Origin of the sequence: Mesobacillus sp. S13 (assembly GCF_020422885.1) — a bacterium.
Taxonomy (GTDB): domain Bacteria; phylum Bacillota; class Bacilli; order Bacillales; family Cytobacillaceae; genus Mesobacillus; species Mesobacillus selenatarsenatis_A.
This window is the reverse complement of record NZ_CP084622.1, coordinates 2,505,333-2,531,959: the sequence shown is the minus strand read 5'-3', so window position 1 is coordinate 2,531,959 and position 26,627 is coordinate 2,505,333. Positions and strand designations below refer to the sequence as shown.

The window sequence follows — 26,627 nt, the reverse complement described above, 5'->3', positions numbered from 1 at the left end:
AAATAGTCATACTTTAAATATATCTAAATATTTATAATTATCAATAATTTTAGTAAGCGCTTTCATTTTCATTATTTTACTTTTTAGGAGGAGATAAAATGTCGCTGACTCGCAAGATTCTTTATGGGATGGGTTTGGGTATCATTGTTGGTCTTATTTTTAACTTAGCCTTCCCTGGAGTGTTCGAAACAGTCAATAGTTATTTATTTGTTCCCCTTGGTAAAATCTTTGTCAATTTGATCAAAATGCTTGTCGTTCCAATTGTTATTGTTTCTTTGATACTTGGAACTGCAGGAATTAGCGATCCTAAGAAACTTGGCAGAATTGGCGGAAAGACGATATCTTTCTTTCTAGTCACGACAGCAATTGCCTTGGTATTGGCCATTGGGATTGCCTTGCTGGTGCAACCAGGTTCGGGCACCTTCCAATTGGATGGGGCAACCTTCGAAGCTGCTGAGGCACCGCCTGTCATTGAAACATTATTGAATATCATCCCGGCCAATCCTCTTGGTGCGATGGTCGAGGGCTCGATGCTTCAAGTAATCGCTTTTTCCATCATCATTGGATTTGGAATCGCAAGAGTTGGCGAAAGAGCATCCGGACTAATCAAACTGGTCGAACAGGCAAATGAGGTCATGATGTATTTGGTTCAGGCAGTCATGAAATTTGCCCCATATGGCGCTTTCGGTTTGATTGCTACCGCGATTGGCAGCCAGGGGTTAGAGGCAATCTCCGCGATGGGCAAATATATGTTCGTTGTATTGTTCGTCCTACTGCTCCATATGGTCATAACATACGGTTCGGCGGTATCATTACTTGGAAAACTGAATCCAATCAAGTTTATAAAAGAATTCTCACCCGCAATGATTGTTGCATTCAGCACATCCAGCAGTGCGGCTACCTTGCCTATTTCAATGAAAACACTGCAAAATAATCTCAAAGTTTCCAAAAGCGTAAGTGGTTTCGTACAGCCGCTTGGAGCTACCATCAATATGGATGGAACGGCAATCATGCAAGGGGTTGCGACTATATTCATTGCCCAGGTTTATGGAGCTGATCTTGGAATCGGGCAGCTGTTGACAGTCATATTAACTGCTACACTGGCAAGTATCGGAACAGCTGGCGTTCCTGGAGTGGGATTGATCATGCTGTCAATGGTTTTAACTTCTGTAGGCCTGCCTGTGGAAGCTATCGCTCTAGTGCTAGGGGTGGATCGTCTCCTTGATATGTGCAGAACTGCAGTGAATATTACCGGAGATGCCGCCTGCGCAGTCTATGTTGCCCGCACTGAAGGTGAAACCTTAGGAGAAGTTGAAATTGACGAGAATGTAACAGCATAAATAATTAATGAACAGCTGCTCTTCTTTAAGAGCAGCTGTTTCATTATGCCTGGTTTAAAACCGCCATGTATTCTCTTACATTTCATGGGTGTTACAATATTCATCAATTAACTTTTCGATCTGATCAAGCTCCGGTCCTTGCCCATTAAAAGTAAATTTGATTTCCTCGATAAATTCTCCTTTATGGTAAACATGAATAGCTCCATCCTGACTGATTACACTGTATTCTGGTTCAAATACATAACCGCTTCGTTCAATTGCTCCCATTCTTTCATCCCTCCTATAGTGTATCCCTTTTGTATTCCCTAATGAATTGCGAAAATACCACTCTTTTAGCTTTTATCTCATTCAAAAGCTAATTCTTTTACAATCATGATTAAAGGGTAGATTATATACATATGGTTTTAAACAACCCTTGAATAAATAGGATCTAATTTAATACTTATTTAGGAGGTATATCTGATGAAAGTACTTGTCGTAGGTGCTAATGGCCAGATTGGCAAACACCTTGTCGATTTGCTTAATGAAAGCACCGATCATGAAGTAAGAGCGATGCTGAGAAAACCTGAACAAACAGCTCAGTTTGAGGAAAGAGGAATAGAAACTGTCATTGCAAGCCTCGAAGGTTCTGTTGAGGATATCGTATCTGCAGCAAAAGGCTGCGAGGCGGTGGTATTCGCAGCAGGCTCAGGTGGACATACAGGTCTTGATAAAACACTTTTAGTAGATCTGGACGGTGCGGTGAAAACGGTAGAAGCTTCAGAACAGGCTGGAATTGACCGATTCATCATGGTCAGTGCCCTCCAGGCAAACAACCGTGAAAACTGGGCCGACGTCATCAAACCTTATTATGTCGCAAAGCATTATGCTGATCGGGCTTTGCTCCAGAGCAGCCTGAACTACACCATCATCAGGCCGGGCGGATTATTGAACGAACTTGGAACAGGTAAAATTGAAATTGCCGATAACTTGAAAACTGGCAGCATCCCAAGAATTGATGTAGCAAAAACCATTTTGGCTTGCCTGAATGAAAAGAATACATTCAAAAAATCATTCGACTTAATTTCCGGTGATACTGAAATTGAAGAAGCCATTAAAGAAGTTTAATATGAAACAAAAAGAGAGTTTACCTCAACGCATGGTAAACTCTCTTTTTTACACTATGTGGCTCATTGCATTAACGCACACAGTTCAATTCGTGTCACTAACTTGGAGGGTAATAGCCGGCAGTTGAATATTTTTTTCAACAAAAATTATCGCGACCATATGTCTTAATTTACTTTCAATCTTTTCTTTGATCTCAAAGTTTACGACAGGTATTTCAATAAGGAACTCCATTGCCTTGCTATTAAAATCGATAAAACGGATATCTGGCTCCGGGTAATCAAGGACTCCCTCTTCGTTTTCCTTGATTTCATTGACTGCTTGTTCAAGCAATGCCTGTACTAGATGTGTATCTGTCCCAAAAGCGACGCTTACCTTCACCTGGGCCATCATCCTAGCACTAGTTCGATTCTTGACGATCTGCTCGATAAAATACTGATTCGGAACAATCAATGTCCCCTCTTTTGCCGTCCGGATAATTGTGGATCTCAAGCGGATATTCTCAACCCGGCCGACTGTGTTATTGATTTGGATGATTTCTCCTACCTCAATCGGCCTTTCAAACAATATAATGATACCTGATACAAAGTTACCGGCAACATTCCTCATTCCGAAACCAATACCAATACCTAGAACACCAAAAACTGCCCCGATAGCTGTGAGATTAATCCCTACACTTGTCAAGCTGACAGCTAGGGCTGCAAACATAACAGTATAATAAATGATTTGATTGAACGTATACCCTAATCCCCTGTCCACTCCATAATACTCATAGACAGAAGATAATATATACTTATTCAATAGTTTAATAAGCCTGTGCGCAAGTGACACGATCAGGAAGGCTATGACAATCAGCAAGACTGTTACATCCACTTCCCCATGTGTATATAGCGGGTAAAATAACCACTTTGTCTTCGAAAAAGTTAAAAGAAGCAAAATGATGATTCCATAAAAAGTTACCCAATCCGCAAGGGAATCTATGATGGGTAGTGCCCTTTGAAAAAATCTCGAATTTTTTGCTGCCGAATACTTAGCGATCTTCTTGATCAGCCAATTTCCTATTATTATTATCACTAAAAATATCGCCAGTCTAATTATTTCCCCGCGCGAAATGTCCCGAATAAATGTATCTACCATGTGTACCACCTGCAATCTCAATATATGAGTCTATTCCTGTAAAACAAGAGGGTTAAACGTCTGAGGTTGGAAAGCGTGAAGCAATTTCAGGAATACGCAACCGTACAAGATATATGGTCGCTATGCAGAGTGTAAGACAACCAAGTTATGGTGTAATAGGCGTTAAGAAATTTAGCCTTTCTTATTATAAGAAATCTGTGTCTAGGTGAATTTAGAGGAATTTCTACTTACACATAGAAATATATAGTAAATAATATTAGGAGGTTGAAAATGGAGTTTAAAGATTATGAAGAATTCTGGCCTTTCTATTTATCGCAGCATAGTAAACGTTCTACAAGAGGATGGCATTTTGTCGGTACCAGTTTCGTTTTCGTATTTATAATCTCTGCATTGATCACTTTGAACTTCTGGTTGGTATTGCTGGCGCCAGTTACTGCTTACGCGTTCGCATGGTTTAGCCATTTCTTTATTGAAGGCAACAAGCCAGCTACATTCGGGCACCCAGTCTGGTCACTCCGTGCAGATTTCCGCATGTACCGTTTAATCCTATTAGGTAAATTGGACAAGGAACTGGCCAAATATAAATTGGCCGCATAAAGGTATTATTCCTGAATATCAAAAACTAAAAACAAACCCATTCCAATGTAGAATGGGTTTGTTTTTGTAAAGTTTATTTAAGCTAAATCAACATTATGGTAGACCTGCTGGACATCCTCTAAATCTTCCAGGGCATCAACCAACTTCTCGAATTGAGCCTGTGATTCTTCGTCAAGATTAATTTCATTTTGAGGCAGCATGGTCAGTTCAGCAACAGTAAAGTCGGTGATTCCAGCATTCCTGAACGCTTCTTGGATAGCGTGGAATTGTTCAGGTTCGCCATAAATAATGATGGAATCGTCTTCTTCAAGGATATCGCGTGCATCAACATCCGCTTCCATCAATATTTCGAGCGCCTCATCAGCTGATTTACCTTCAAAACCGATTACCGCAGTTTTGTCGAACATATAAGAAACGGAACCAGCTACTCCCATGTTGCCGCCGTTCTTTCCAAAGGCCGCGCGAACATTTGAAGCTGTACGGTTTACATTGTTTGTAAGTGCATCAACAATCACCATTGAACCATTAGGACCAAAGCCTTCGTATCGAAGCTCATCATAACTTTCTTCACCGCCGCCCTTGGCTTTTTCGATTGCGCGATCAATAATGACTCTTGGTACATTATATGTCTTCGCTCTTTCAAGGACGAACTTCAGTGCCTGGTTGGATTCTGGATTTGGCTCTCCTTGTCTGGCTGCAACATAAATCTCAAGCGCGAATTTTGAATAAACCCTGCTTGTATTTGCGTCCTTGGACGCCTTCTTCTCTTTAATGTTGTTCCATTTACGACCCATATTTTCCACTCTCTTTCAACTTATATCAGATAACTGCATAATTTCAACATGATGCAGCTGCTGCTCACAGATAATATTATACCTTAAATGAAAGATTTGTTAAGAGGTTAGTAAACATCAAGCCAGCAAAGGATTGTCCCCCTCACCATCTAAAGTAATTCTTCCGCTATCAGTTCATAAGATTTTATTCGGTCCTCTGGTGCATGTGTGATAGACAATATCATAAATTCATCAGGTTTATATTTCTTATATAATTCAAGCAATCTCTCTTTTACTTGCTTAGGATCTCCTATGAGCATTTTTTGCTTCATGTTTTCTAGTGTTTCATATGCTTCTCCAGATAACTTGAATTCCTTAGCGGTTTTAATAGAAGGTATGCCGGATGGACCTTCTCCACTTCCCTGCTGTATGCTCCAAATTAGAGAACTTAAGGCGATTTCTTCTGCTTGTTCAGAAGTATCAGCGCATATTGCCGAAACACACAAAATGGTTTGCGGAGATGGGGTACTTCCTGGTTTGAATGACTCATAGTAAGCTTGTAATATGTCCTGTGGGTCCTTATCGCTCATAAACAACCCGAACGCATAAGCCATACCATATTCAGCCGCTAGCAAAGCACTTTTTTTGCTCGTCCCAAGAAGCCAGGGTTCTGGACGGACATCGGGTAAGGGTGCAGCATTTATTTTAGCGTGTTCACTGTTTTCAGGGTGATTGTTGCTGATGAAATGGAGCAAGTCCTTCAATGATTCGGGCAGTTTCCAAACATTTTGCAGGAAGTTGTCTGACAAAGCATTGGTCACTTCAGCAGACCCCCCTGGTGCACGGCCGATACCAATATCGATCCTGTCCGGAAACAATGTGGCAAGTAAATTAAAAAGCTCCGCGACTTTGTATGGTTTATAGTGTGGAAGCAAAACAGCGCCAGATCCAAGCCGGATCTTGTTTGTCTTTGCACCAATATAAGGGAGCATCACTTCAGGTGCTGGACATGCCAGGCCAGGTATATCATGGTGCTCTGCCATCCAGAAACGCGTATAACCCAGACTTTCAGCAGTCTGCGCAAGCAATACGGATTGTTCCAGAGCTTCTCTTGCTGTCTGGCCTGCTGAGATAGGAGCCTGATCAAGTATGCTTAATCTCATGGCTTACTCCTCTACTTCCCTTAAAACTAGTTTGAAGGTTCCAACCTGCCCGCTTTTATACAGGTTGGTCATGGATGTTGAATACTCAATGATTTTCCCTCTAAATGCTTTATCCTCAGCCGGGACCTGTACATGGAATTCTCCTGCATACAATAATGTCGTTACTTGATGATACTCCTCACTTTTCACGGTAAACTCCACTGAGATGAGATCAAGCCCACTTATCGTGTCCGCGTTATATTTAAGGATTACGATGGGATGTCCATCTAATAAAATTGTATCAACCAAATTAGTCCACTCCTTTAACAAGCTTCATTCCATTCTATCATTTATGAATGGCCTAAAAAAAATCCTGTCCTAAGTGGGACAGGCGGATCATTATATTTCTGCTAGAAAATCCTTCATTACCTTAACAAGTTCTTCAGGCTGTTCATACATGCTCATATGGCCAGCATTTTGGATGACCTTCTCCTTTACCTTTTCCGTCGATACAGTGAATGTTTTTTCTGGGGGGATGATTTGGTCCTGTTCGCCTGCTATCAGGAGTACGGGAAGATTAGTCTCCTTCAACACATGGTTTCGGTCGGGGCGGTTCTTCATTGCCAGCAAGGCGCTGACAAGTCCCTTCTCACTCGTCTTCAACCCGATGTTGACAGTCTCGTCGATTTCCTTTGCATTCACTTCTGTATTTTCAGGAGAAAAAAGCTTCTTTGAAAGTCCATCGATGAATGACTCTGCTCCTTCTTCCTGGATTTTCTTTGCATTGGTTTCCCTGGCTTCCTTTGCTTCCTCCGAATCTGGATTTGCCGTCGAATGCACCAAAGAAAACCCGTTTAAATATTGAGGGTATGCCTCTGCAAAGGCCAGTGTGATATACCCGCCAAGAGAATGGCCGAACATGGTTACTTTATTAACCTCTAAATGATCCAGGAATTCCTTGATTGTTCCTGCCATGTCTTCAATTGCATATCGATCCTTGCTCATGCCGGACTCTCCGTGTCCAGGCAAATCGATTGCAATGACCCTGTTTTCGGTTGCCAATTGTGGAATGATTTTATCCCAATATTCCTTGCTCCCCGCAAAACCATGTATAAGGATCATCGGTTTTCCTTTGCCTTCATCATAATAGCTTACTTCAATATTCCCAATCCTTGCTCTTTTTAAGTCCATAGCGATCTGCTCCCATCATTAAGTATAGTTATTATATTCCCTCCATACTCATTTATTAATCTATCACTTGTATATATAGGCTGATTTTTCCACAGCTATAGAGGTGTTTTCTCTGTTACAATTTTGAGGTTGAATAAACTCGGGAGGATCTTTTAATGAAAAAAACTTTCCTGCCTCTGTTGATTGTCATATTCACCTTCATTGGGGGCTTTATATCTGGAACAATATATTCAAATTCTCAAAAAAACAATCCGGTAGCAAGCAGTGCTCAAGCTGCACATTCAATCAAAGTTCCTGGTTTCAAAAAAGAACCGAAGTTGAAAGAACAAGAATCCAAGGTGTTAATAGGCTATGTCCAGGATTTCAGGAATCCTGACGATATTGATTACGACAACTTGACACATGTGATTTTTTCGTTTGCCCATCCAAACAAGGATGGCAGCATGCTGATGAATGGTGATCATGCCGTCAAAAATTTAAGGGCAGTTGTTGCTAATGCGCAACAATATGATACCAAGGTCATTTTGGCCATCGGTGGCTGGTATCATATAAATGGCGGAGAATCTTATGACTATTTTAAGGCAGCTATCTCAAGCCCTGCCTCAAGAAATAAACTAGTTCACGAGCTTGTGAGTTTTACAGAGAAAGAAAAGCTTCATGGAGTCGACATCGATTTCGAGCACCCGCGCTCACAAGAAGATGCCCGCTATCTGGCTGAATTTGCTAAAGAGTTAAGTGAACAGTTGACGCCTAAAGGGAAAGAACTGTCTATAGCGGTAAACGCCAAGGTCCATAGCGTAACAGGGACAGAAATCCATTCAGTAGTATTTGAGCCATCCATGTTCAAGTACTTTGACCATGTCAATTTGATGGCATATGACGGCCAATGGGACGGAGAGTATAATGCAGCCAATCTATCACCTTACTCTTATTCTGCTAATATAGTAGCCTACTGGACGGCGCTATTCGACAAGCAAGGATACTCGAGAGAAAAGCTGACCCTGGGAGTGCCTCTCTATGCTCAGCCTGAAAACCCTTCGGTCAAACAGGTTTCATTCGAAGCTCTCATCAATCATCACCCCGATAATGCCAGTAAGGATCAGGTTGTGTTGAATGGAACGACATACCATTATAATGGCCATTCCACATTGATAAAGAAAACCGATCTTGCTCTCTCTCAAAAACTGGGCGGAATGATGCTTTGGGAAGCGGGATTGGACGCAAAAGGGAAGCATAGTGCTACAGCCTTAATTGCAGGAGAACTAAAGAAACAAGAAAATACACGTTACTATACGAGGAAATAAATCGAGGAAGCCGCAATTGGCTTCCTTTTCTTTATAGTCCATGGTTCTGTAGGACACCGTTTAGTTATTGCATGAATAAGTTAGCAGTAAAGAACTTTACGGTGGTGAACAAATGAATGAAATTACCGGCAATTTTATCCGGTCCAATTATTAGGAGGGTCGAACCTTCTTCCGTATATATTTGGATCGCATTAAGCTCTAAGGTTGAAATCGATGCTCAAATATTCCAGATCGAGTCTAGTAGTGACGAAAAGTATCAATATATACCTTTACGTACACACACTGAGGCAAACACCTTTAAAGCGGGCGATAATCTATATATCTATTTGCTTAAGATTTCCCCTGATCTTTCTCAATTTCCTCCTTGCACTCTCCTCGGTTATGATTTGATTCTTAAAAAAGGGCGACAAGTCCGTACCCTAGGCAGTTATAACCTGCTGAATCCTGAAAATCCCCGCTCAATCGTATACGGAAATCTTAAGTATCCTTCGTTTACTATCAACCATGAAAGCGAACCTGATAACTTGCTTTATGGCTCTTGCCGAAAGCCCCATGGCCATGGAGATGACGCTCTTTTTGCAGCAGATGTACTGGTTGAAAACAATCACCTGGATCTTACAGAAAGACCCAATGCTCTATTTTTAATGGGAGACCAAATTTATGCTGATGATGTTGCAGATCCTCTCCTTCCGATCATGACTGAACTTGGAAAGGATTTGGTCGGAAACTGCGAAAGGGATAAATTGAATGAACTGATCCCAGAAAATTTAATTCCCCGGCTGGACAAGGTGAATGGAAGGCAATTCTTGATTGAACATCTCGCCAATTTTTCAACAAGGAAAGGTGATAACCATTTGATTTCTTTTGGTGAATATGCGGCAATGTATATGTTCAGCTGGAGCCCCGAAGTCTGGGATTATATCCATGAGAAGGAGCTTCTCCTTTCTTTTCAACAGATAAAAGAAAGGGATAAACTCCACCTCAAAATGGATTGTGAAAAAAAGAGAAAAAAGGAATTATCCAGGCTGGAATCAAGGTACGAGGAGCAGATGGATCATGTCAGGGACTTTGTTGTCTCACTGTCTGCTGCAAGACGCTTAATGGCAAACACGCCAACCTATATGATCTTTGATGATCACGACCTGACCGATGATTGGAACATATCCAATAAGTGGACTTCTGCTGTAAGAGATTCCGCTTTAGGGAAGCATATCATCGGTAACGGACTTGCTGCCTACTGGCTATTCCAGGGCTGGGGCAATGAACCCGAAAACTTTGACAGTGAATTTTTAAAGCAAGTTAAAAACTTTATTTCATCCAGCAATGATTCAGATGGCTATATGAATGGTTTGAATCATCTATGGGACTTTCATTCCTGGCATTTCATTGCACCAACCATTCCAAAAACCGTTTTCCTGGATACAAGGACCCAGCGGGAGTTCGACCCGAGACCGGAGGGTGTTAAACTCGGCAGCGTGATTGAAGAAACAACACGTACACCTCTATTGATCAGCGAAGCAGGCTGGAAAGATATAAGCCAAAAATTATTGCAGAGCGGCTGGAAAAGAAAAACGCCGCTGAATATCGTTTCTCCCACTCCCTTTTATGGGATGGGATTAATTGAATCCTTTCTCCACAAGTACGTATATCCCTTCAAAGTTTTGGGTTTCCCCGTCCAGACTTCTTTTGATTTTGATGGCTGGAAATATAATGGCAAAGGCTTTCATGCTTTTATATCACAAGTCGTTTCCTGGGACCCATCGTACTCTATATTGCTGTCCGGAGATGTCCACTTCTCCTCATCCGTTAAATCGGATGTCCTGTTCCATTCCGGCGAAAAACAATCATTCTACCAATTTACAAGCAGCCCTATCCATAATGAGAGCTTTACCGGATTATGGGGAGTCTTAATGAAGTCGGTTCTTTGGCTCAACGCCCGCAAACGTCGAGAACAGTCCCTTTACCGCAGCTGTGGCGAATCGTTGGTTCTTGCTCTTGGTAAAAATGATGAAAAACAGGACGAACAACTTTTGTGGGAAGAAAATATAAATTATAATTCTTTTGAAGATGGAAACATTGCCGAAACAAAAAATTCTATCGGTTACCTGAAGACCGAAAAAAGCAGCCTGGAAAATACCTTGCTTATGACAATGGATTATAGCGAAAGTATTGAATAATTAGTTGACCGTAGAGTTATCATCTTCTGTTGCACCTATTAAATCGATACCTAATCCAATCGACAATGGGACTTTGAATTTTTTTCAATATATGATCCTTATCAAAAGCTGCACCTAAATCATACTTTGACGTAAAATAACCCAGGGCTTATGCCTCTGGGTTTTTTAAATAAGAAATTATAAATACAAAGAGGATCTGGACTAAGAATCAATCTCTTCAAACTCTTTAATCTTCTCGAGCTTTTCTACGAGCACCATGCATTTTTTATCGCCGATTTCGTAGATAAACATTTTATGGCCGTTTTCTTTAAGGAGCTTCTTGAATTGGATTTCGCCAGATAAGTCATATCCATTCGCCAAGTCAGTAATTTTCTTCAGTATTTGCTCCCTGGTGGGTTCGTTAGTAGATGCTATTTTGATAGGTATGGGAATTCCTTTAATTTTAAAGGTGACAAGGATGACGCTATCCAATGGAATCAACTCCTTCCAAAAAACAATTCGACAAACTCGTTTGATTTCCTTCTATTTACAACATTTTTACGTAAACCTGCTTGCCTATAATCAATAATACCAAAAAAAGAGAAAGGATTAACCTTTCTCCTGTGCATTACTCTTCTTCATTCATCATTTCATCAAACGCAGAAGAAACTTTTTCGAATTCTTCATCAGACTCAATGGCTGCTAAATCTCCATCCTCATCCACTTTTAAGAAAAAGATATCGATATCTTCATCTGTTTCCGTTTGCAGATCATCCACGAAGCTTACTGCTGCATAGTCAGTGCCTTCTATAGTCACTGTCCCAATAACCTCTACCTCTTGCTCTGCATCATTTTCATCACTTATTGTGAATACTTCGCCAACTTCAAGTTTTTCCATGGAAATGCCCTCCTGTCGTTTAAAAAAACTTTTATCCAATTACAACTAAACCACATTCTTTTTAAGACTAAGTTAAATTGACTGATAATGCCGGTCTAACGCATATTTATTTTTGTGATAAAAATGCATCTATATCCTTTTTATTATCATTAAAAACTTTGTGCCCTAGCTCCTTTAATTTTGCCATACTTGTAAAATCGTCAAACGGTACTTCTTCCGATAACTCTGAATTAATGCGGAAGTAATGATTCCCTAGCAAAAGCCTGCAGTGATAAGAAACGGATTCAGAGGACAAGTCCATTGCCAGATCCAATAACTTTGGCGTAACCTTCAATGAAGGAAATTGGAACGGGAGCCACTGGCGGATTCCCCAGTGTCGTTCCTCCTCCATTGTAAAATCGATCTTCTGTTGGCCTGTCCCAATTGACATAATCTGAATGTCATTGAGACCAATTTTAAAATGATGCAAGGCTTCAGTTACACAAACCAATGAAGGGTTATTGGCCCATAATCCCCCATCTATCGAAAGATATTGATTGTTTACATTGTTTGGCGGGAAGTAGATGGGTGCTGAACAGGACGATAGGACGGCATCCCACAAGTTTATTGATAACTCTTTTTCGGAAGAGTGTCCAAAGTCTGATCGATGGACATAGGGTTTTCCATGGGTTATATCAACAGCTGGTATCAATAAAGGTTTTTCAATTTGAGCGAGAGTGATATCCTTGAAGGCCTGTTTTAATAGCCGACGTAAATAACTGTCACTATAGACACTTTTGAAGAGGCCGATTTTTGATTTCCTTAAAAAGATCTTCTCTCCGTAGGTCTCGTACCTACCCATCACCTCTTGCATTGAAGTATTCAGGGCAGCTGAAGCCGCGATGATTGCACCTGTACTTGTCCCTGAGATCACATCAAAAAGTTCGCCAACAGGCTTCCCAAACTCTTCTTCTATATTTTGAAGGATGGCAATTGGGAAAATGCCCCTTATTCCCCCACCGTCAATGCATAGCATTTTCATGAAATTCCCCCGGTTCGTCCTTGCTGCTATCATTCTTCCCATTCCGTCATAACAATATAATCAAACTCATCAAACAAAAAAGAACTGCCATCGTGAAGGCAGCTCTTCTAGAATGATAATATTATGATACTTTTTCTTTCTCATGGTTGAAGGAATATTCCTCTTCCCAGTACTCAGCGTTCTTGATACCAAGCTTTTTGGAATTGAAGACCGGATCGATACCTTGCTTTCTCTGTTCCTCATAATCCTTCAAAGCAATCAATGCCGGTTTTGCAAGAAGTACAATGGCAATCAGGTTGAGCCATACCATCAATCCCAGTCCAGCGTCACCAAGAGCCCAAGCGAGTGACGCCTCTTTCACCGCTCCGTAGAAAGTTGCTCCGAGGATGACCACTTTTAGGATGAGCATTGGAACTTTGCCATTTCTTCCCCTGAGAAGATAGGCGATATTCGTTTCAGCCATATAATAGTATGCCATGATGGTTGTGAAAGCGAAGAAGAATAGTGCGACAGCAACGAATTCTGCTCCGAATCCAGGAAGAACCGCATCAACTGCAGCCTGTGTATAACCAGGACCGGCTTCCACTCCCTGAAGGTTTTCGACGATGAATGCTCCATCAGCGCCAACAGTGTTGAACATTCCAGTGAAGAGGATCATGAATGCTGTAGCGGAACAAACGAATAAAGTATCGATGTAAACTGAGAATGCCTGAACTAGACCTTGCTTAGCAGGGTGTGATACTTCAGCAGCAGCAGCTGCGTGAGGTCCTGTTCCCTGTCCTGCTTCATTGGAATAAATTCCGCGTTTTACACCCCAAGCAATCGCGCTTCCAAGAATACCGCCAAACATTGAGTCAGCACCGAATGCACTTTTGAAGATTAAACTGAACACCGCAGGAACTTCTGAGATATTCATTCCAATGATGATAAGAGCAACAAGGATGTATCCTACGGCCATGAATGGTACTGTATATTGAGCAACAGTCGCAATCCTTTTAACACCACCGAAAATGATTAAAGCCAATAATGCAATTACAACAAATCCTGTCACCGTTTTGCTAACGCCAAAAGCGTTCTCAAGACCAAGTGCTATAGAGTTGGACTGAATCCCTGGCATCAAAAGTGACATTGCCAGCAAAGCAGCCACAGCAAAGGCAATAGCGAACCACTTGATACCAAGTCCTTTTTCAATGTAGTAAGCTGGACCGCCTCGATAAAGTCCATCTTGTTTAACCTTGTAAATCTGCGCCAAGGTTGATTCAACAAAAGCGCTTCCTGCGCCGATGAACGCAATCGTCCACATCCAGAATACAGCACCAGGACCACCCATTGCGATCGCAGTGGCAGTACCTGCAATGTTACCAGTTCCTACACGGCCGGATAAAGCAATAGATAAGGCCTGAAAAGATGAAACACCCGCATCGGAACTTCTTCCTTTGAACATAAGTAATACCATGTCTTTAAGTAATCTGACTTGCAAAAATCGTGTCAGGATCGAGAAGAGCAAACCGATTCCAAGAATGATATAAATGACCGGGTTGCTCCAAAGAATCCCATTGAGCCAAGAAATGAAAGCTTCCAAATGAATCCCCCTTTATCAAAATAATTTCTTGCTATTTTGAATTATAAGATAATTTAACCCAAAGGACAATCAAAATGTGATATTTAACAGTAAACAATTTATTAAGCTGTGTGAAAACAATTGCTCGTGGGGTTTACTCTGCTATTTTTGTGATTTGACTAATCCGACTTGCTCTGGTTCTGTCGGGATTCGATTCTCAGGTAAAACTCTTTGAAGGTTGCCTGTCTTCAGACAAGTTTGTGCTGTTTTCTCTAAAAGTTGTCAAAAAAACGCTCTACTTCAGACAGCTTTTCGTTGTTTACCTGAGAAGTTGTCTGAAGTTGCCCTGGGTTCAGACTAGTTTGGACTGGTTTCCCTCGAAGCTGTCATAAGTGGCACGCAATCTCCTTAAAAAACACACGAAAAAGCGAGAGAAAATTATCTCCCACTCTTTCAGTGTTAGTGTTTTAACAAGTTGAATAAATATTATTGAACACTTCTTTCACGCATAATTGGAAGTGTGCAGCATCTGAAGGATCCGCCAGATTTGATGATTTCCGTTATATCCACTTCAATGACATCAAATCCTTTACTTCTTAGCTGTTCATTAACGCCATTATTCACAGGCAAGCTCAGTATTTTCTTGTTCCCGATACCAAGCACATTCGTTCCAAGTGTGAATTGTTCTTCCTCGCTAACATCGATCAATTCATATTTCGAGCTGAACATTTTAATATCCTCGTCTGTCAGTGCAGGTCGATAGATTAGTGCAACTTCAGGGGAAACGACATTGAAAACACAGTCAAGGTGCAGATACTCCGCTTTAAATGGGACGGATTTCACTTCAAAGGTCGGAAGCAGTCCTTGAAGGTGGTCTGCCGCTTGTTGGTTGGTCCGGTTACTCAGCCCGACATATACAGTGTCTTGATCAATGACAACATCCCCGCCTTCTATATGGTCCCCGATTAAATTATAGTATGATATTCCGTCATCCTCGAGCCATTGTTTCAGGACGTCTTCCTCACCTTTACGTACATCGCTTGCCATATCCGCCACAAATATGGTTTGGCCAAGTGTGAATCCGATATCCCTCGTAAACACTTGCTCCGGATATTTTTTGTGGTATGGAAGCAGGATGACCTCTACCCCATGATTTTTCAATGTGTTCACAAATTCATTATGCTGTTCCAAGGCAACTTCTATATGTATGCCTTCATCCTTGAAATGTTTCTGGGTTTCATTTATTACTTCGCGGATTGTCATATACTGTGGCTGACAAAGAATGACTTTCTTAAGTACGTCATATTCATTTATGACATACCCTCTATTTTCGGGCTGCATATTTTGTTCCATCATCATTCCTCCTTTGAACAAATCATTATAGGTTTTCCGGATTACACTTTAAACATTACTTTACTCAAAAAAAACCTGTCAGATATCCTTACGAAGTCGCTGACTTTATTCCAGAAAATCATTAAGCTTGAAAAAATGTTTCAATATTGAGGAGATGAATATGAAAAGTCGGAATGGAATGGAATTAGCTCAATTGATTATCTTGGTCGATCTTTTTCGTGATGAATTGTATGAAGAACTTTTGAAAAGGCATGGAAAGCACGCTCTTGAACTGTTACGTACTGCCCAGAATGAAACTTATTAAGGAGTGATTCACTGTGTCCTTGCATTTGCGTACTGCCGTGGAAAAGCTTAAAGACCATTATATCCAGCATCTGATTAAATCAAATATGACAAATGAAAGCGAAGAAGAATTAAGAAAGCTAACATTAACGGAACTGAAAAATTTAATAAATAGGTTTTAGCCAATTTACAAATTGATATACCATGTGAGAAAATATAACATATAATATTAAAAGTGAATAAAGTGTGGTGAATGAATTGGCTGCAGACCCCTCCTCCTACAAAGAAAAGAAAGTAATTACCATTGGTATTGTCAGTGAGTTGACCGGTCTTTCAGAACGACAGATACGATATTATGAAGAAAGGAAATTGGTTTTCCCCGACCGTACTCCTGGCGGAAGCAGAAGATATTCATTCTTAGACGTTGAACAATTAGTGGAGATTGCCAACAAAATCGAAGATGGTGTACAGACTTATGAGATCCGGCAGGAAATGATTAAAGAAAAGAAGCGACATAAAGACGAAGATCATAAGAAAATGATACAAGGACAATTGAACGCAAGATTCGGCGTTCGAAAATACTAAACTGAAGACCTTCATTATTGGAGGTTTTTTCTTATGTCCAGAATTCGTGTTAGGTTTTCTTACATAAACGTAGATTGAAATAAAAATCCATGCGAGAATACAAACTACATTCACAATTTGAAAGGGGACGAAAAAAATGGATACGGTATTTTTAATGAATAGCCTATGGGTAATGATCTCCGCTGTTTTAGTTATTTTGATGATTGGTGGCTTCATCCTGCTTGAAACAGGATCAACCCGAATGAAGAACGCTGGCCACATTGCTGGAAAAACGATTTTGACATTTGGAATTTCATCAATTGTTTTCTGGGCTGTAGGTTATGGACTTATCTTTGGAGAAGGCAACTCAATTCTTGGATTCTCAAACTTTTTTTATTCAGGCTATGATATTGAGGGGTTAGGACTTTCAGGTGCTGTCTTCTTTCTATTCCAACTGGCATTTGCGGGAATCTCTTTAACGATTGCTTTTGGCGGATTTGCTGAGAGGGCAAAATTATCTGTCTATCTTGTTTTTGCACTCCTGTTCTCAGTATTGGTTTATCCGTTCATCGCCCACTGGATTTGGGGCGGTGGCTGGCTTGCAGAACATGGAAAACAGGATTTTGCTGGCTCGACTGTTGTCCATCTCACTGGAGCAATGGCAGCACTAGCAGCAACCATTCTTCTGAAGCCGCGGATTGGTAAATTCAATAAAGACGGTTCAGCTAATAATATCGAAGGTCACAACCAGGTCTTCACAGCATTGAGCGTATTGTTACTATGGGTTGGCTGGTTTGGATTTAATGCAGGAAGCACCGTTTCTGTTGATGGAGCATTTTTTGGATTTGTTGCGCTCAACACGAATCTTGCAGCAGCTGCCGGTACTGTTGCAGCCATGCTCATCTCCTGGATTGTTTTAGGCAAAGCGGATGTTCCAATGATGCTGAACGGAGCACTGGCAGGACTCGTGGCCATTACGGCCTCTTGTGCTTTTGTTGATACTTGGGCAGCGGTCCTGATCGGATTGATCGCCGGCATCCTTGTTTTCTATAGTATTCGCTTCTTTGAAAGCAGGAAGATAGATGATCCTATCTTTGCGCTATCTGTACATGGTACGGCTGGTGTTTGGGGAACTCTTTCCACAGGATTCTTTGCGACACCTGAACTAGCCACAGTTGGAAATCCAGGTTTGTTCTATGGCGGCGGTTTTGAACAGCTAGGAGTGCAGGCGCTGGGAGTTTTCGCCTCAGGAGCTTTCGCTTTCGCAGTATCTTATATCATCTTATCGATTATGAAGGTAACAATGAAGGGCTTGCGGGTAACAGAAGAAGAAGAAATCATTGGCCTGGATATTAGTGAACATGGGAGCTATGGGTATCCAGAATTGGTCAATAAGGAAGCAGCAGCTAAGGTTTCAATGGATGTCACTTCAACATCCAACATCCCCTTAAATTCACAGCAACCTTCTGTCAATTAGATTATTAAGTCTGTTATATGGAGCGGCGGTCCCTATTGGGGCCAGCCCTCTTTTGATGAATGGAGAAAGGAGGACGTCCGAATTATGAACTTCGTTGACTATACTAATATAAACGCTCTAAGAGTTAAAGGACTGACTGAAGCTTCTTTTAATAATGAACAATTAAATCATTTCCATGACTTTATTTATGATCAAGTCATCTCTGCTGCTGTCAGCAAATTGACAAAGCAATATGGGAATCCCCCTTCCCCATTTTCCTTCTTCGTCATGGGAAGTGCTGGAAGGATGGAGCAATCTATTTGGAGTGACCAGGACCACGGACTGGTTTTCACGATGAACACCGATGAAGCAAAGGAATACTTTTTAAAGTTAGGTAAAGAGATTTCCGAAGGATTAGAGCTGGCTGGCTATAAAAAATGTTCCGGCGGTGTCATGGCAAGCAATGCATTGTGGTGTAAATCGCTGAAGGATTGGGAGAATCAACTTGGAGTTTGGGCTGGTGAAGCTACATGGGAGTCAATTCGATATTTGCTTATTTTTGCCGATGCCAGGTCTATCCACGGTGAAGCTGGTCTGTTAAGAAGGTTGAAAGAAAAAGCCTTTGAAGAAGTTAAAAGAGAACAATTACTGTTAAGAATGCTTCATAACACAATGTTTCTTAAAAAAGGGATCGGAGTACTTGGCCAGCTGCTTGCAGAAACTCATGGCACCTATACGGGATCTATTAATCTAAAGGAGACAGCGTTTTTCCCTTTTGTAAATGCTGCAAGGTTGTTGTCATTTTCAGAAGGGATAAAAGAAACTCCGACTCTCTTCCGTATCAGCCTTTTATCCGACGACTTGATGACACATCAAGAAAAAGCTTTGTACAGCAATAACTTCTCTGCATTGCTTGACTATCGCCTGAAACATGGAAGTCATAGGGATTATGACTCCGGACACTACGTTAATATCAATAAACTTTCTAAAGATGAAAAGAAAGCATTAAAAGAGATCATTAAAGTAGGTGAACAGTTTTATGAACATGTCAAAAAGCTGGTTTAAAGGATGTGAATATTATGGGGATGAATGATATGATTCGTTTCTTTCGGCAAATGACCGGGAAGCTCGGATCGAACATCTATGCCGGTATGCCAACGCACTCAAATCCACAACAAATGTCGTTTTTAAGACAGCTGCAAAAAGAAATGAAGGAAGGAACTAGCCTCGACTGTCCGTTGGAGGAATTGCAGGTCATTGTATTTGATCTTGAAACAACAGGCTTTTATCCTGAAAAAGGCGATAGGATCATCTCTATAGGAGCTGTAAAAGTTATTGGTTCCACAATACTTGAAAATGAGTTCTTCTATTCATTAATCAACCCTGAAATTCCAGTACCGCCTGATGTCCTGAGCCTGACTTCTATTACTGAGGAAGAGCTTTTGACTGCCCCGAAAACTTCACAAGCCCTGATGGAATTTTTAAGTTTCATAGGCAGCTCAGTCCTTGTAGCTCACCATGCAAGACATGAGCAAGCCTTTATGAAGAAATTCACAGGCAGCCATTTGCGGTTGAATTTTGAACACAGGGTGATTGATACTTCATTTTTAATAAGGATTTTCCAGCCTGTTGTCAATTCCCTGCCTTTGGAACAAATTTGCCATGAGTGCGGGATTGAAGTGAAAGATAGGCATCATGCATTGGCGGATGCCAAAATGGCAGCGAAGCTATGGGCTTTCTATATTAAAAAAGCCCGGGAGCAAGGCTACAAAAATTTGCGCGAGGTTTATGAATACCTATCTTTAAAGAGATAAGCTTGTTCCTCGCATCCTTCCCCACCCCATGTCCTCATTTCTATTATCTCAAACATTTTATTTTGATTACCGAAAGATAATTGTTACTATTGAATGGTATAATCGCTGGGAATAGTAAAAATGCTAACCCTGGCAGTTACTATTATTCAATGAAGGAAGATGAAAAATGACCGACAACAAACGTTTAAACGATATAAAATACTCCGTGCTCGACTTGGCTCCGATTCTAGAAGGCAGCACAGCAACAGATGCTTTTAAGAACACCCTTGACCTTGCCCAGCATGCAGAAAAATGGGGTTATAACCGCTATTGGTTAGCAGAGCACCATAACATGCCAGGCATCGCAAGTTCTGCAACGTCCGTTGTGATCGGCCATGTCGCAGCGGGAACGAGCTCCATCAGAGTTGGCTCCGGAGGGATCATGCTCCCTAATCATGCTCCTCTTGTCATCGCTGAACAATTCGGGACCCTTGAATCTCTTTTCCCGGGACGCATTGATCTTGGTCTCGGACGCGCTCCAGGGACTGACCAGGTGACGGCCTATGCTTTAAGGCGGGAACGTCGAAGTGATGGCCAGGACTTCCCGGAGCAATTGGATGAACTTAGAGCCTATTTCAATCCGGAACTGGATTCACAATATCGCAGTGTCAGGGCGATTCCAGGTGAAGGATTGAATATACCAATCTGGTTATTGGGCTCAAGCGGCTACAGTGCACAGCTTGCGGGACAACTGGGTTTGCCATTTTCATTCGCCAGCCATTTTTCACCGGAAAATACATTAGGTGCATTAAAGCTTTACCGCAGAAACTTCCAGCCTTCAGATGTTTTGCAAAAGCCATACGCAATGGTCGGCGTCAACGTGATTGCTGCGGAAACGGATGAAGAAGCGGAATTCCTGGCAACCTCTATGCAGCAGCAGTTCCTAAACCTGTTCAGGAATAATCCAAGTCCTCTGCTGCCCCCTGTCAAAAATATGGAAGATCAGCTGAGCGAGTATGAAAAAATGCTACTTGGCAGCCGTATCGGTTCTTCCATTGTCGGCAGCCCTGAAACGATCAAAATCAAACTACAGGAATTCCTGGAAGAAACACAGGCGGATGAAATGATCATCAACGCACAAATATTTGACCATAAAGCCAGATTGAAATCTTTCGAAATCGTTTCTGAGATTTTTAAAGGGTAGTAAATAACTTCATCATAAAAAGAGGAGAATCTAATAAAGCTAGATGCTCCTCTTTCTATGATCCTTTTTTAAAAATGTCTCAAATCATCTGAGCATAGCCCCGATTGCCCCGCTGAATTCCCCGTTTTGCAAAAAGATTGGTTCCAGGCCAGACATTTTACAATAGTAATCCAGGCTGTCTTGCAATGGTTTATTGCCTGCCAGCGTACTACCTATGAAAATGACATTCTTGATTCCATGTAATGCAGCAGTTTGTACGGTCAGTAGTGTGATGGTCTCTGCCATCAAATTCATAAAGGAAGCCATCTTGTCGGCTCGGGAGCTTGCATTGATTGCTTCTGTTTTGGCGAAGTTGCTTGCAGTCAGGTCGCCAGGTATCGGAGGTTCTTCCGGATGATAGAGATCTTTCACCAGCAGGTCAACATTTCCCCTTTGTCCTGAGGCTGACATATGAACCAGATTAGCGAAATCACTGGAATCTGCTAAAAGCCTTCCCATCCCCATAAAAGTCCCTCCGCCTATTCCACTGCCAAGGACCCGGTTATATTCTTCCCCTTCGATTTTAAACCACGAAGTTCCTGTACCAATATTAATGAGCAAGGAATTTTCTGCAGCAGGCAGCCCTTCCTTCCTCATCAGGTAGTTCGCACCTTCACATGCGGATGAAAATTCATCGACAATCTCTGATTCCGGAAAAAGTTTTGCTTTGATTTTTCCAGCTCGACCTCCTGTCAGGAAAATGGATTTGTTTGAAGAAATTAGTTTCAGCCATCCTAATGCTTCGTCCATTTCACTGATCGGTTGTTTTCGATAATGCAGAATGCCATTTTCCTCATAAGCAATTTTTATTAAGGACCCTCCAGCATCAATGCCGACTCTATTATTCACGAAGTCTCCTCCTTTCATGACTATCAATCAAGTTAGATCCTATCTTCTATTTTAAGTCTTTGGAAAACTTGAAAGCAATGAAAACAGCGGCAGTTATTTTAACTGCCGCTTTGTATGTCTATAAGCAAGGATTTGTGTACCTTTTCCAAAAGGAATCAGCAGCTAAGAACAGTTGGGCACCTATGCATAGCCCTATACACCCATTAATCAACCTTGATTGGCACGACCTTCCCATCCTCAATTGCTGCAACGATCAGCTCGCCTTCAAATCCGCCGTTCGGGTCAATCTTTGGTATGACATATACCTTCTTGTCTTCTGGAAGATTATCCAGGCCATCCTGCATATGTGCCATGATTTTTTCAGGGTCATCTACAGATCCTGCGGCTTTTATTGCCTCTGCAAAAACATACATGGCGATATAATTCAAGCCAGCTTCAGAACCTGGGTCTTCATTATATTTCTCACGATAATTCTTGACGAATTCTGGAATTCCTGGACTGTCTGAATCAACAAGGGGCATGACACCAATCGCTCCATTTAGAACATCATAGCTCCCGGTAACCTTCTTCATTTCGTCGAACTTTGCCTGGTCCATGACAATGAAACCGCCTTTGAAGCCAAGTTCTCTTGCTTGTTTGGCAACTTTTGCCGTTGGCTCGGACGGTCCCCCGATAAATAATACATCAGGCTTCTCCTTCAGGGCATTCGTTATGATCGTAAAGAAATCGGTATCTTTCGCAAAGTCGATCGAAGAGTTATACACGACTTTCCCGCCTGCTTTTTCCCAGTGAGGCTGCAGCTTTTCTGCCCAGTCTTTACCGTACTGGGACGCAGTAGGAAGGAAAGCGATTTTCTTGCCGAATTTCTCCATTGAATAATTTGTGAATGGCTCAAGATAGCCATCATAACGAGGAGGGATTCTGACTGTTAATTTATTGCCGCCTTCAGTAACTTTAGGTTCACTGGTATAGGCGCCGATAATGAATTTATCCTGCTGGTTGAACACTTGTAAAGCAGCCACTCCGCCGCTATGCGGTGTGAAAATAATCGGTGTCTTGTTTTCCTGCATCAGCCTTTTGGCGTTCGCTCCAGCTTCGTTTGGCAAGTATTTATCGTCCAGGGAGACGATGTTAAATTTATACTTCTTGCCATTCACTTCAATCCCGCCGGCATTGTTGATTTCCTCTGCGGCCATCTGGACACCGTTCAATGTCCTTTCTCCATAAAAGGCTGCAGGTCCGCTTAACGGTCCTGTATAACCAATATTAATTGACCCTTCTCCTGACCCAGCTTCAGTATCAGTTCCTCCAGAATCTGTTTTTTCAGAGTTGTTGCAAGCGGCAAGGCTGAAAATCAAAGCAAACATTACACTTAAAATCAAAAACAGTTTAGATTTCTTCATTTGCTTTCCCCCTTAGTTTTATTTTCCTAATATTCAGAAATATTTGTTCATACCGCTTCACAACCACCTCCCTAAAGACAGAAGTTGTTCTAAGCACCGATATAAGCCTTCTTAATTTCATCATTCGCGAACAGTTCCTCTGAAGTTCCTTCGAGCACAACCGCCCCATTTTCAAATACATATCCTTTATCCGCAATTTTCAAGGCAGCATTGGCATTTTGTTCAGCAAGGAGAATTGTGGTACCCTCGCGATTGATTTTCTTGATCACTTCAAACATTTGTTCCACAATCAATGGTGCAAGCCCGATTGAAGGTTCATCGAGCAACATCAGCTTTGGTTTAGCCATGAGTGCTCTTCCAATCGCAAGCATTTGCTGCTGGCCCCCGCTCAGTGAACCAGCCATATCATCCTGCTTTTCTTGTAAAATAGGGAAAAGCTCGTATACATGCTTTAGCGATTCTTTTATCCCTTTCTTGTGCTTTCTATGGACATAGGCTCCCATCTTCAAGTTCTCTTCTACTGTCATTGAAGGGAATAGTTTACGCCCTTCAGCACACTGGACAATGCCTGACTGGACAATTTTATCGGGAGAGCGTTTGTTAAGGGATTCGCTTTCGAATTCAATACTCCCAGAAGACGCTTTGTTCAGCCCGCTGATCGTCTTGAATATTGTACTTTTTCCAGCTCCATTCGCCCCTAGCAAAACAACAATTTGTCCGGGGTTAACTTCAAGACTGACGTTATGAATAGCAGTAAAGCTTCCGTATTTTACCGAAACGTCCTGCAGTTTAAGCACTTGCGCTCCCTCCCAGATAAGCCTTAATGACATTGGGATCATTCCTGATTTCTTCAGGAGTGCCCTCTGCGATTTTCTCTCCATAGTTGAGAACCATAATTTTGTCTGCTAGTTTCATAATCATTTGCATTTTGTGTTCAATCAGGCATACAGTAATCCCTTTATCCACCATTTTCTTCATTAATTGAGCCAAACCTTCTGTCTCATCAGGATTGACACCTGCTGCAGGCTCATCAAGAAAAACAATTTCCGGTTCCGTCGCAAGGGCCAGAGCAAAAGCCGTCCGTTTTTTCTCTTCCTGAGTCAGGCTGCCCACCAACTTGCCGGCAACCTTTTCTAATCCGGTGAACTTTATCACTTCGAGCGCTTTTTCTCGGCATTTTTCTTCTTCTCTTTTCAACCTCTTTGACCTCAAAACAGCATCCAGCAAATTTGATTTCGTCCTTAATCTATGCCCGACGAACACATTGTCAAGCACTGTTGACTGCTCAAACAGATTCGTAGTCTGAAAGGTGCGTGCGACTCCCAATTCAGCAATTTTATTAGGAGGCATTTTGGTGATATCTTGCCCTTTTAGGATAATAGTGCCTGAGCTTGGAGGATGGAAGCCGCTGATTAAATTGAAAAACGTTGACTTGCCGGCGCCATTAGGTCCGATGATGGCATTGATTTTACCCTTTTCAATGGAGAAATCAACATTGTTAACTGCTGTCAAACCGCCAAATTTCTTCGTTAAATTCTTCGTTTCAAGGAACATCCTTATCCCTCCTTTACCTGATTGTCTGCTGCGATTGGACTTTGTGAGAAGCGTTTATCCTGCTGGTCTTTGGCAAGCTTTTTCTCTGCTCGTTTTCCTTTCCACTCAGCAATCGAACCTGCGATGCCCCGTGGGTAAAAGATCACTAGCAGGGTAAGGATCGGTCCGAAAATAAGCATGCGGTAATCCTGGAGAAATTGCAGCTGCTGTGAAATCCATACGACCAAAACAGTCCCCACGATTGGACCAGAAAGTGTACCGATCCCCCCAATCAGCAGGTAAGTCAGCAAATCAAACGTGATGACAATGTTCCCTATATCAGGCCCTATGAAGCGGATGAAAGAGGCGTAGAGAGCTCCTGACAATCCGGCAAAGAAAGTTGAAAGTACGAAGACTTCGAGTTTATTTTTCATCGTAGAAATACCGATTGTCTGTGCCAGGTCCTCACTATTGCGAATGGCGATATAAGTCCTTCCTGTCAAAGAATTCACGATCCGGTAGACAATCATGATCACAGCGAGCAGGATAACGAGGACCAAGTAATATTGTGATAAAGGTGTTTCAAAGGAAATCGGTCCGATATTGGCAGGTGCCGGAATTCCAATAAGTCCCCGGACGCCCTCTGTTAAGCTGTCCCACTTATCGATGACGAGATAAAGGATATACCCTACACATAGAGTATAAATGGCAAAGAAGTGTTCTTTTGTCCTGAGCGCAATCAGGCCAATCAATAATCCAAGTACGCTTGTGATAATCAAGGCGAGCGCAAAAGCCAGCCAGAAGTTCATTTGTGCTTTTACTGTTAAAAGACCTAAGGAATACGCACCAACCGCAAAGAATCCAGCATGTGCCAATGATAGATATCCAGTATATCCGGCCAATAGGTTAAGACCATAAACTCCAATCATCCAGATGAAAGAGAGAGTCATTACATGGATGAAATAGTCATTTTGAGTCACCAATGGAAAGACGATGGCAAATATCACGAGTGCCAGAATGATAGTCCGTTTATTGATGATTTTTGCCACTAGTGTCCCCCCTTTGCAAAGAGACCTGTTGGTTTTACTGATAGAATGATCACCAGCAGGATGAACGCGATAATATCTTTATAATCGTTAGAAATATACGTGGCACCAAGGCTTTCGCTGAACCCTAAAATATATCCGCCGATGATGGCTCCTGGAATGCTGCCCATGCCGCCGAGAATGATGATGACAAATGCTTTTAAAATCACCAGCTGTCCCATGCCTGGAAAAACCAGATTGATAGGTGCAGCCAGAGAGCTAGCAATCGCAGCAAGCCCTCCGGAAATCAGGAACGTCAGCATCGCGACCCGGTTGGTATTTATTCCGACAAGGTTAGCGCCGTCCCGGTCCTGTGACATGGCGATGATCGATGCTCCTGTATATGTCTTTTTCAGGAAAAGGTAAAGCAGAACCATCACGGCAATCGCTGCAATGATGATCAGTAATCTTTGCATAGTAAAGGTCAAACCGAATAATTGAATGACCTGGCCATATGGTGTCGGCATTGTTTGATAATCGGCTCCCCAGACATACTGGGCAAAGGCTTCCAGAAACAATAGAATTCCAATTGCCGCAATTTTGTCGTGTATTGGCGGTGCATGCCGCAATGGGTAAAAGACCAATCGTTCCATCAGCACGCCAATAAGACCAACAACAATGACAGAAACCAGGATAGCCAGCCAATAATGAAGGCCGTACTGCACCATCATCATCAAGGTGATGTAACCACCCATCATATACAAAGCACCGTGAGCGAAATTTGGGATATGAAGGATACCGTAAACTAGAGTAAGTCCAAGGGCAACAAGTGCATAAACACTTCCTATGGTAAGCCCATTGAACAACTGCTGAACCAAAATCTCCATTAAAATCCTCCTTGA

Annotated in this window: 29 protein-coding genes; 12 read left to right on the top strand and 17 right to left on the bottom strand. The window is 41.9% G+C overall.

Translation table 11 applies throughout. The features are described from left to right. Window positions 1-98 precede the first annotated feature (98 nt). Entirely contained in the window at window positions 99-1,340 is a 1,242-nt protein-coding gene (locus LGO15_RS12955) for a dicarboxylate/amino acid:cation symporter (protein ID WP_226084991.1), read from the top strand. Window positions 1,341-1,415: 75 nt separating this feature from the next. Here the strand turns inward: LGO15_RS12955 and LGO15_RS12950 are convergent, their stop codons facing one another. After that, entirely contained in the window at window positions 1,416-1,607 is a 192-nt protein-coding gene (locus tag LGO15_RS12950; protein ID WP_167830822.1) for a YbxH family protein, read from the bottom strand. A gap of 195 nt (window positions 1,608-1,802) precedes the next feature. On the opposite strand from LGO15_RS12950, the gene LGO15_RS12945 reads away from it, so the two are divergent. Then, on the top strand, window positions 1,803-2,447 hold the full coding sequence (locus tag LGO15_RS12945) for an SDR family oxidoreductase (protein ID WP_226084990.1): 645 nt from the start codon (window positions 1,803-1,805) through the stop codon (window positions 2,445-2,447). Between the two features lie 84 nt (window positions 2,448-2,531). Here the strand turns inward: LGO15_RS12945 and LGO15_RS12940 are convergent, their stop codons facing one another. Beyond that, on the bottom strand, window positions 2,532-3,581 hold the full coding sequence (locus tag LGO15_RS12940) for a mechanosensitive ion channel family protein (protein ID WP_226084989.1): 1,050 nt from the start codon (window positions 3,579-3,581) through the stop codon (window positions 2,532-2,534). A 270-nt stretch (window positions 3,582-3,851) separates the two neighbouring features. Between LGO15_RS12940 and LGO15_RS12935 the strand changes: the two genes are divergently transcribed. Beyond that, window positions 3,852-4,178 (top strand): Mpo1-like protein, encoded by a 327-nt coding sequence (locus LGO15_RS12935; protein ID WP_167830819.1) that lies wholly within the window; start codon window positions 3,852-3,854, stop codon window positions 4,176-4,178. 77 nt (window positions 4,179-4,255) lie between these two features. On the opposite strand, the gene LGO15_RS12930 is transcribed toward LGO15_RS12935, so the two are convergent. The 4 genes from LGO15_RS12930 to LGO15_RS12915 form a co-directional block, all read right to left on the bottom strand. Then, window positions 4,256-4,972: a YebC/PmpR family DNA-binding transcriptional regulator gene (locus LGO15_RS12930; RefSeq protein ID WP_167830818.1), complete on the bottom strand. Its 717-nt coding sequence runs from the start codon at window positions 4,970-4,972 to the stop codon at window positions 4,256-4,258. Between the two features lie 149 nt (window positions 4,973-5,121). After that, window positions 5,122-6,114 carry an LLM class flavin-dependent oxidoreductase gene (locus LGO15_RS12925; protein WP_226084988.1) on the bottom strand — a complete coding sequence of 331 codons (993 nt, stop codon included), beginning with the start codon at window positions 6,112-6,114 and terminating at the stop codon, window positions 5,122-5,124. A 3-nt stretch (window positions 6,115-6,117) separates the two neighbouring features. Further along, on the bottom strand, window positions 6,118-6,402 hold the full coding sequence (locus tag LGO15_RS12920) for a DUF3219 family protein (RefSeq protein WP_226084987.1): 285 nt from the start codon (window positions 6,400-6,402) through the stop codon (window positions 6,118-6,120). 90 nt (window positions 6,403-6,492) lie between these two features. Then, window positions 6,493-7,284: an alpha/beta fold hydrolase gene (locus tag LGO15_RS12915; RefSeq protein ID WP_226084986.1), complete on the bottom strand. Its 792-nt coding sequence runs from the start codon at window positions 7,282-7,284 to the stop codon at window positions 6,493-6,495. Between the two features lie 155 nt (window positions 7,285-7,439). On the opposite strand from LGO15_RS12915, the gene LGO15_RS12910 reads away from it, so the two are divergent. Together LGO15_RS12910 and LGO15_RS12905 are read left to right on the top strand one after the other, a co-directional pair. After that, window positions 7,440-8,588, top strand: a complete 1,149-nt coding sequence (locus tag LGO15_RS12910) for a glycoside hydrolase family 18 protein (RefSeq protein ID WP_226084985.1) — start codon at window positions 7,440-7,442, stop codon at window positions 8,586-8,588. A gap of 116 nt (window positions 8,589-8,704) precedes the next feature. After that, window positions 8,705-10,765 carry a metallophosphoesterase family protein gene (locus tag LGO15_RS12905; protein ID WP_226084984.1) on the top strand — a complete coding sequence of 687 codons (2,061 nt, stop codon included), beginning with the start codon at window positions 8,705-8,707 and terminating at the stop codon, window positions 10,763-10,765. A gap of 201 nt (window positions 10,766-10,966) precedes the next feature. On the opposite strand, the gene LGO15_RS12900 is transcribed toward LGO15_RS12905, so the two are convergent. The 5 genes from LGO15_RS12900 to LGO15_RS12880 form a co-directional block, all read right to left on the bottom strand. Further along, window positions 10,967-11,236: a hypothetical protein gene (locus LGO15_RS12900; protein WP_167830812.1), complete on the bottom strand. Its 270-nt coding sequence runs from the start codon at window positions 11,234-11,236 to the stop codon at window positions 10,967-10,969. Between the two features lie 136 nt (window positions 11,237-11,372). Beyond that, on the bottom strand, window positions 11,373-11,642 hold the full coding sequence (locus tag LGO15_RS12895) for a DUF1292 domain-containing protein (RefSeq protein WP_167830811.1): 270 nt from the start codon (window positions 11,640-11,642) through the stop codon (window positions 11,373-11,375). A 106-nt stretch (window positions 11,643-11,748) separates the two neighbouring features. Further along, window positions 11,749-12,663: a CBASS cGAMP-activated phospholipase gene (locus tag LGO15_RS12890; RefSeq protein WP_167830810.1), complete on the bottom strand. Its 915-nt coding sequence runs from the start codon at window positions 12,661-12,663 to the stop codon at window positions 11,749-11,751. A 121-nt stretch (window positions 12,664-12,784) separates the two neighbouring features. Beyond that, entirely contained in the window at window positions 12,785-14,245 is a 1,461-nt protein-coding gene (locus LGO15_RS12885; protein WP_167830809.1) for an alanine/glycine:cation symporter family protein, read from the bottom strand. Between the two features lie 465 nt (window positions 14,246-14,710). After that, window positions 14,711-15,577 carry a dimethylarginine dimethylaminohydrolase family protein gene (locus tag LGO15_RS12880; protein ID WP_413231401.1) on the bottom strand — a complete coding sequence of 289 codons (867 nt, stop codon included), beginning with the start codon at window positions 15,575-15,577 and terminating at the stop codon, window positions 14,711-14,713. Between the two features lie 160 nt (window positions 15,578-15,737). Between LGO15_RS12880 and LGO15_RS12875 the strand changes: the two genes are divergently transcribed. The 7 genes from LGO15_RS12875 (at window position 15,738) to LGO15_RS12845 (ending at window position 20,876) form a co-directional block, all read left to right on the top strand. After that, window positions 15,738-15,881: a hypothetical protein gene (locus LGO15_RS12875; RefSeq protein WP_167830407.1), complete on the top strand. Its 144-nt coding sequence runs from the start codon at window positions 15,738-15,740 to the stop codon at window positions 15,879-15,881. 13 nt (window positions 15,882-15,894) lie between these two features. Continuing rightward, a complete protein-coding gene (gene fbpA / locus LGO15_RS12870) occupies window positions 15,895-16,041 on the top strand; it encodes a Fur-regulated basic protein FbpA (RefSeq protein WP_318999783.1) in 147 nt (48 codons plus the stop codon). A 64-nt stretch (window positions 16,042-16,105) separates the two neighbouring features. Further along, the gene (locus LGO15_RS12865) at window positions 16,106-16,444 is read left to right on the top strand and encodes a MerR family DNA-binding transcriptional regulator (RefSeq protein WP_318999782.1); all 339 of its coding nucleotides are present in this window, start codon (window positions 16,106-16,108) and stop codon (window positions 16,442-16,444) included. Window positions 16,445-16,580: 136 nt separating this feature from the next. Continuing rightward, window positions 16,581-17,900 (top strand): ammonium transporter, encoded by a 1,320-nt coding sequence (locus tag LGO15_RS12860; protein ID WP_167830807.1) that lies wholly within the window; start codon window positions 16,581-16,583, stop codon window positions 17,898-17,900. An 84-nt stretch (window positions 17,901-17,984) separates the two neighbouring features. Beyond that, window positions 17,985-18,944: a DUF294 nucleotidyltransferase-like domain-containing protein gene (locus LGO15_RS12855; RefSeq protein WP_226084983.1), complete on the top strand. Its 960-nt coding sequence runs from the start codon at window positions 17,985-17,987 to the stop codon at window positions 18,942-18,944. A 14-nt stretch (window positions 18,945-18,958) separates the two neighbouring features. Continuing rightward, on the top strand, window positions 18,959-19,693 hold the full coding sequence (locus tag LGO15_RS12850; protein ID WP_167830805.1) for an exonuclease domain-containing protein: 735 nt from the start codon (window positions 18,959-18,961) through the stop codon (window positions 19,691-19,693). Window positions 19,694-19,859: 166 nt separating this feature from the next. Then, a complete protein-coding gene (locus LGO15_RS12845; RefSeq protein ID WP_226084982.1) occupies window positions 19,860-20,876 on the top strand; it encodes an LLM class flavin-dependent oxidoreductase in 1,017 nt (338 codons plus the stop codon). An 84-nt stretch (window positions 20,877-20,960) separates the two neighbouring features. On the opposite strand, the gene coaW is transcribed toward LGO15_RS12845, so the two are convergent. The 6 genes from coaW to LGO15_RS12815 form a co-directional block, all read right to left on the bottom strand. Continuing rightward, complete coding sequence (gene coaW, locus LGO15_RS12840; protein WP_226084981.1) at window positions 20,961-21,764, bottom strand: type II pantothenate kinase; 804 nt, start codon at window positions 21,762-21,764, stop codon at window positions 20,961-20,963. Between the two features lie 203 nt (window positions 21,765-21,967). Beyond that, window positions 21,968-23,167 carry an ABC transporter substrate-binding protein gene (locus tag LGO15_RS12835; RefSeq protein ID WP_167830803.1) on the bottom strand — a complete coding sequence of 400 codons (1,200 nt, stop codon included), beginning with the start codon at window positions 23,165-23,167 and terminating at the stop codon, window positions 21,968-21,970. Between the two features lie 89 nt (window positions 23,168-23,256). Beyond that, on the bottom strand, window positions 23,257-23,964 hold the full coding sequence (locus LGO15_RS12830) for an ABC transporter ATP-binding protein (protein ID WP_167830802.1): 708 nt from the start codon (window positions 23,962-23,964) through the stop codon (window positions 23,257-23,259). Continuing rightward, a complete protein-coding gene (locus tag LGO15_RS12825) occupies window positions 23,957-24,721 on the bottom strand; it encodes an ABC transporter ATP-binding protein (RefSeq protein ID WP_226084980.1) in 765 nt (254 codons plus the stop codon). The genes LGO15_RS12830 and LGO15_RS12825 overlap by 8 nt, the downstream gene beginning before the upstream one ends. Window positions 24,722-24,723: 2 nt before the next feature. Further along, on the bottom strand, window positions 24,724-25,749 hold the full coding sequence (locus tag LGO15_RS12820; RefSeq protein ID WP_226084979.1) for a branched-chain amino acid ABC transporter permease: 1,026 nt from the start codon (window positions 25,747-25,749) through the stop codon (window positions 24,724-24,726). Beyond that, window positions 25,749-26,612, bottom strand: a complete 864-nt coding sequence (locus tag LGO15_RS12815; RefSeq protein WP_192472044.1) for a branched-chain amino acid ABC transporter permease — start codon at window positions 26,610-26,612, stop codon at window positions 25,749-25,751. Before LGO15_RS12815 ends, LGO15_RS12820 begins: the two co-directional genes overlap by 1 nt. Window positions 26,613-26,627 lie beyond the last annotated feature (15 nt).

Coding starts and splice junctions, on each gene's coding strand:
- LGO15_RS12955 (WP_226084991.1), top strand. CDS start 99: ATGTCGCTGACTCGCAAGATTCTTTATGGGATGGGTTTGGGTATCATT.
- LGO15_RS12950 (WP_167830822.1), bottom strand. CDS start 1,607: ATGGGAGCAATTGAACGAAGCGGTTATGTATTTGAACCAGAATACAGT.
- LGO15_RS12945 (WP_226084990.1), top strand. CDS start 1,803: ATGAAAGTACTTGTCGTAGGTGCTAATGGCCAGATTGGCAAACACCTT.
- LGO15_RS12940 (WP_226084989.1), bottom strand. CDS start 3,581: ATGGTAGATACATTTATTCGGGACATTTCGCGCGGGGAAATAATTAGA.
- LGO15_RS12935 (WP_167830819.1), top strand. CDS start 3,852: ATGGAGTTTAAAGATTATGAAGAATTCTGGCCTTTCTATTTATCGCAG.
- LGO15_RS12930 (WP_167830818.1), bottom strand. CDS start 4,972: ATGGGTCGTAAATGGAACAACATTAAAGAGAAGAAGGCGTCCAAGGAC.
- LGO15_RS12925 (WP_226084988.1), bottom strand. CDS start 6,114: ATGAGATTAAGCATACTTGATCAGGCTCCTATCTCAGCAGGCCAGACA.
- LGO15_RS12915 (WP_226084986.1), bottom strand. CDS start 7,284: ATGGACTTAAAAAGAGCAAGGATTGGGAATATTGAAGTAAGCTATTAT.
- LGO15_RS12910 (WP_226084985.1), top strand. CDS start 7,440: ATGAAAAAAACTTTCCTGCCTCTGTTGATTGTCATATTCACCTTCATT.
- LGO15_RS12905 (WP_226084984.1), top strand. CDS start 8,705: ATGAAATTACCGGCAATTTTATCCGGTCCAATTATTAGGAGGGTCGAA.
- LGO15_RS12895 (WP_167830811.1), bottom strand. CDS start 11,642: ATGGAAAAACTTGAAGTTGGCGAAGTATTCACAATAAGTGATGAAAAT.
- LGO15_RS12890 (WP_167830810.1), bottom strand. CDS start 12,663: ATGAAAATGCTATGCATTGACGGTGGGGGAATAAGGGGCATTTTCCCA.
- LGO15_RS12880 (WP_413231401.1), bottom strand. CDS start 15,577: ATGGAACAAAATATGCAGCCCGAAAATAGAGGGTATGTCATAAATGAA.
- LGO15_RS12875 (WP_167830407.1), top strand. CDS start 15,738: ATGAAAAGTCGGAATGGAATGGAATTAGCTCAATTGATTATCTTGGTC.
- LGO15_RS12860 (WP_167830807.1), top strand. CDS start 16,581: ATGGATACGGTATTTTTAATGAATAGCCTATGGGTAATGATCTCCGCT.
- LGO15_RS12855 (WP_226084983.1), top strand. CDS start 17,985: ATGAACTTCGTTGACTATACTAATATAAACGCTCTAAGAGTTAAAGGA.
- LGO15_RS12850 (WP_167830805.1), top strand. CDS start 18,959: ATGGGGATGAATGATATGATTCGTTTCTTTCGGCAAATGACCGGGAAG.
- LGO15_RS12845 (WP_226084982.1), top strand. CDS start 19,860: ATGACCGACAACAAACGTTTAAACGATATAAAATACTCCGTGCTCGAC.
- LGO15_RS12835 (WP_167830803.1), bottom strand. CDS start 23,167: ATGAAGAAATCTAAACTGTTTTTGATTTTAAGTGTAATGTTTGCTTTG.
- LGO15_RS12825 (WP_226084980.1), bottom strand. CDS start 24,721: ATGTTCCTTGAAACGAAGAATTTAACGAAGAAATTTGGCGGTTTGACA.
- LGO15_RS12815 (WP_192472044.1), bottom strand. CDS start 26,612: ATGGAGATTTTGGTTCAGCAGTTGTTCAATGGGCTTACCATAGGAAGT.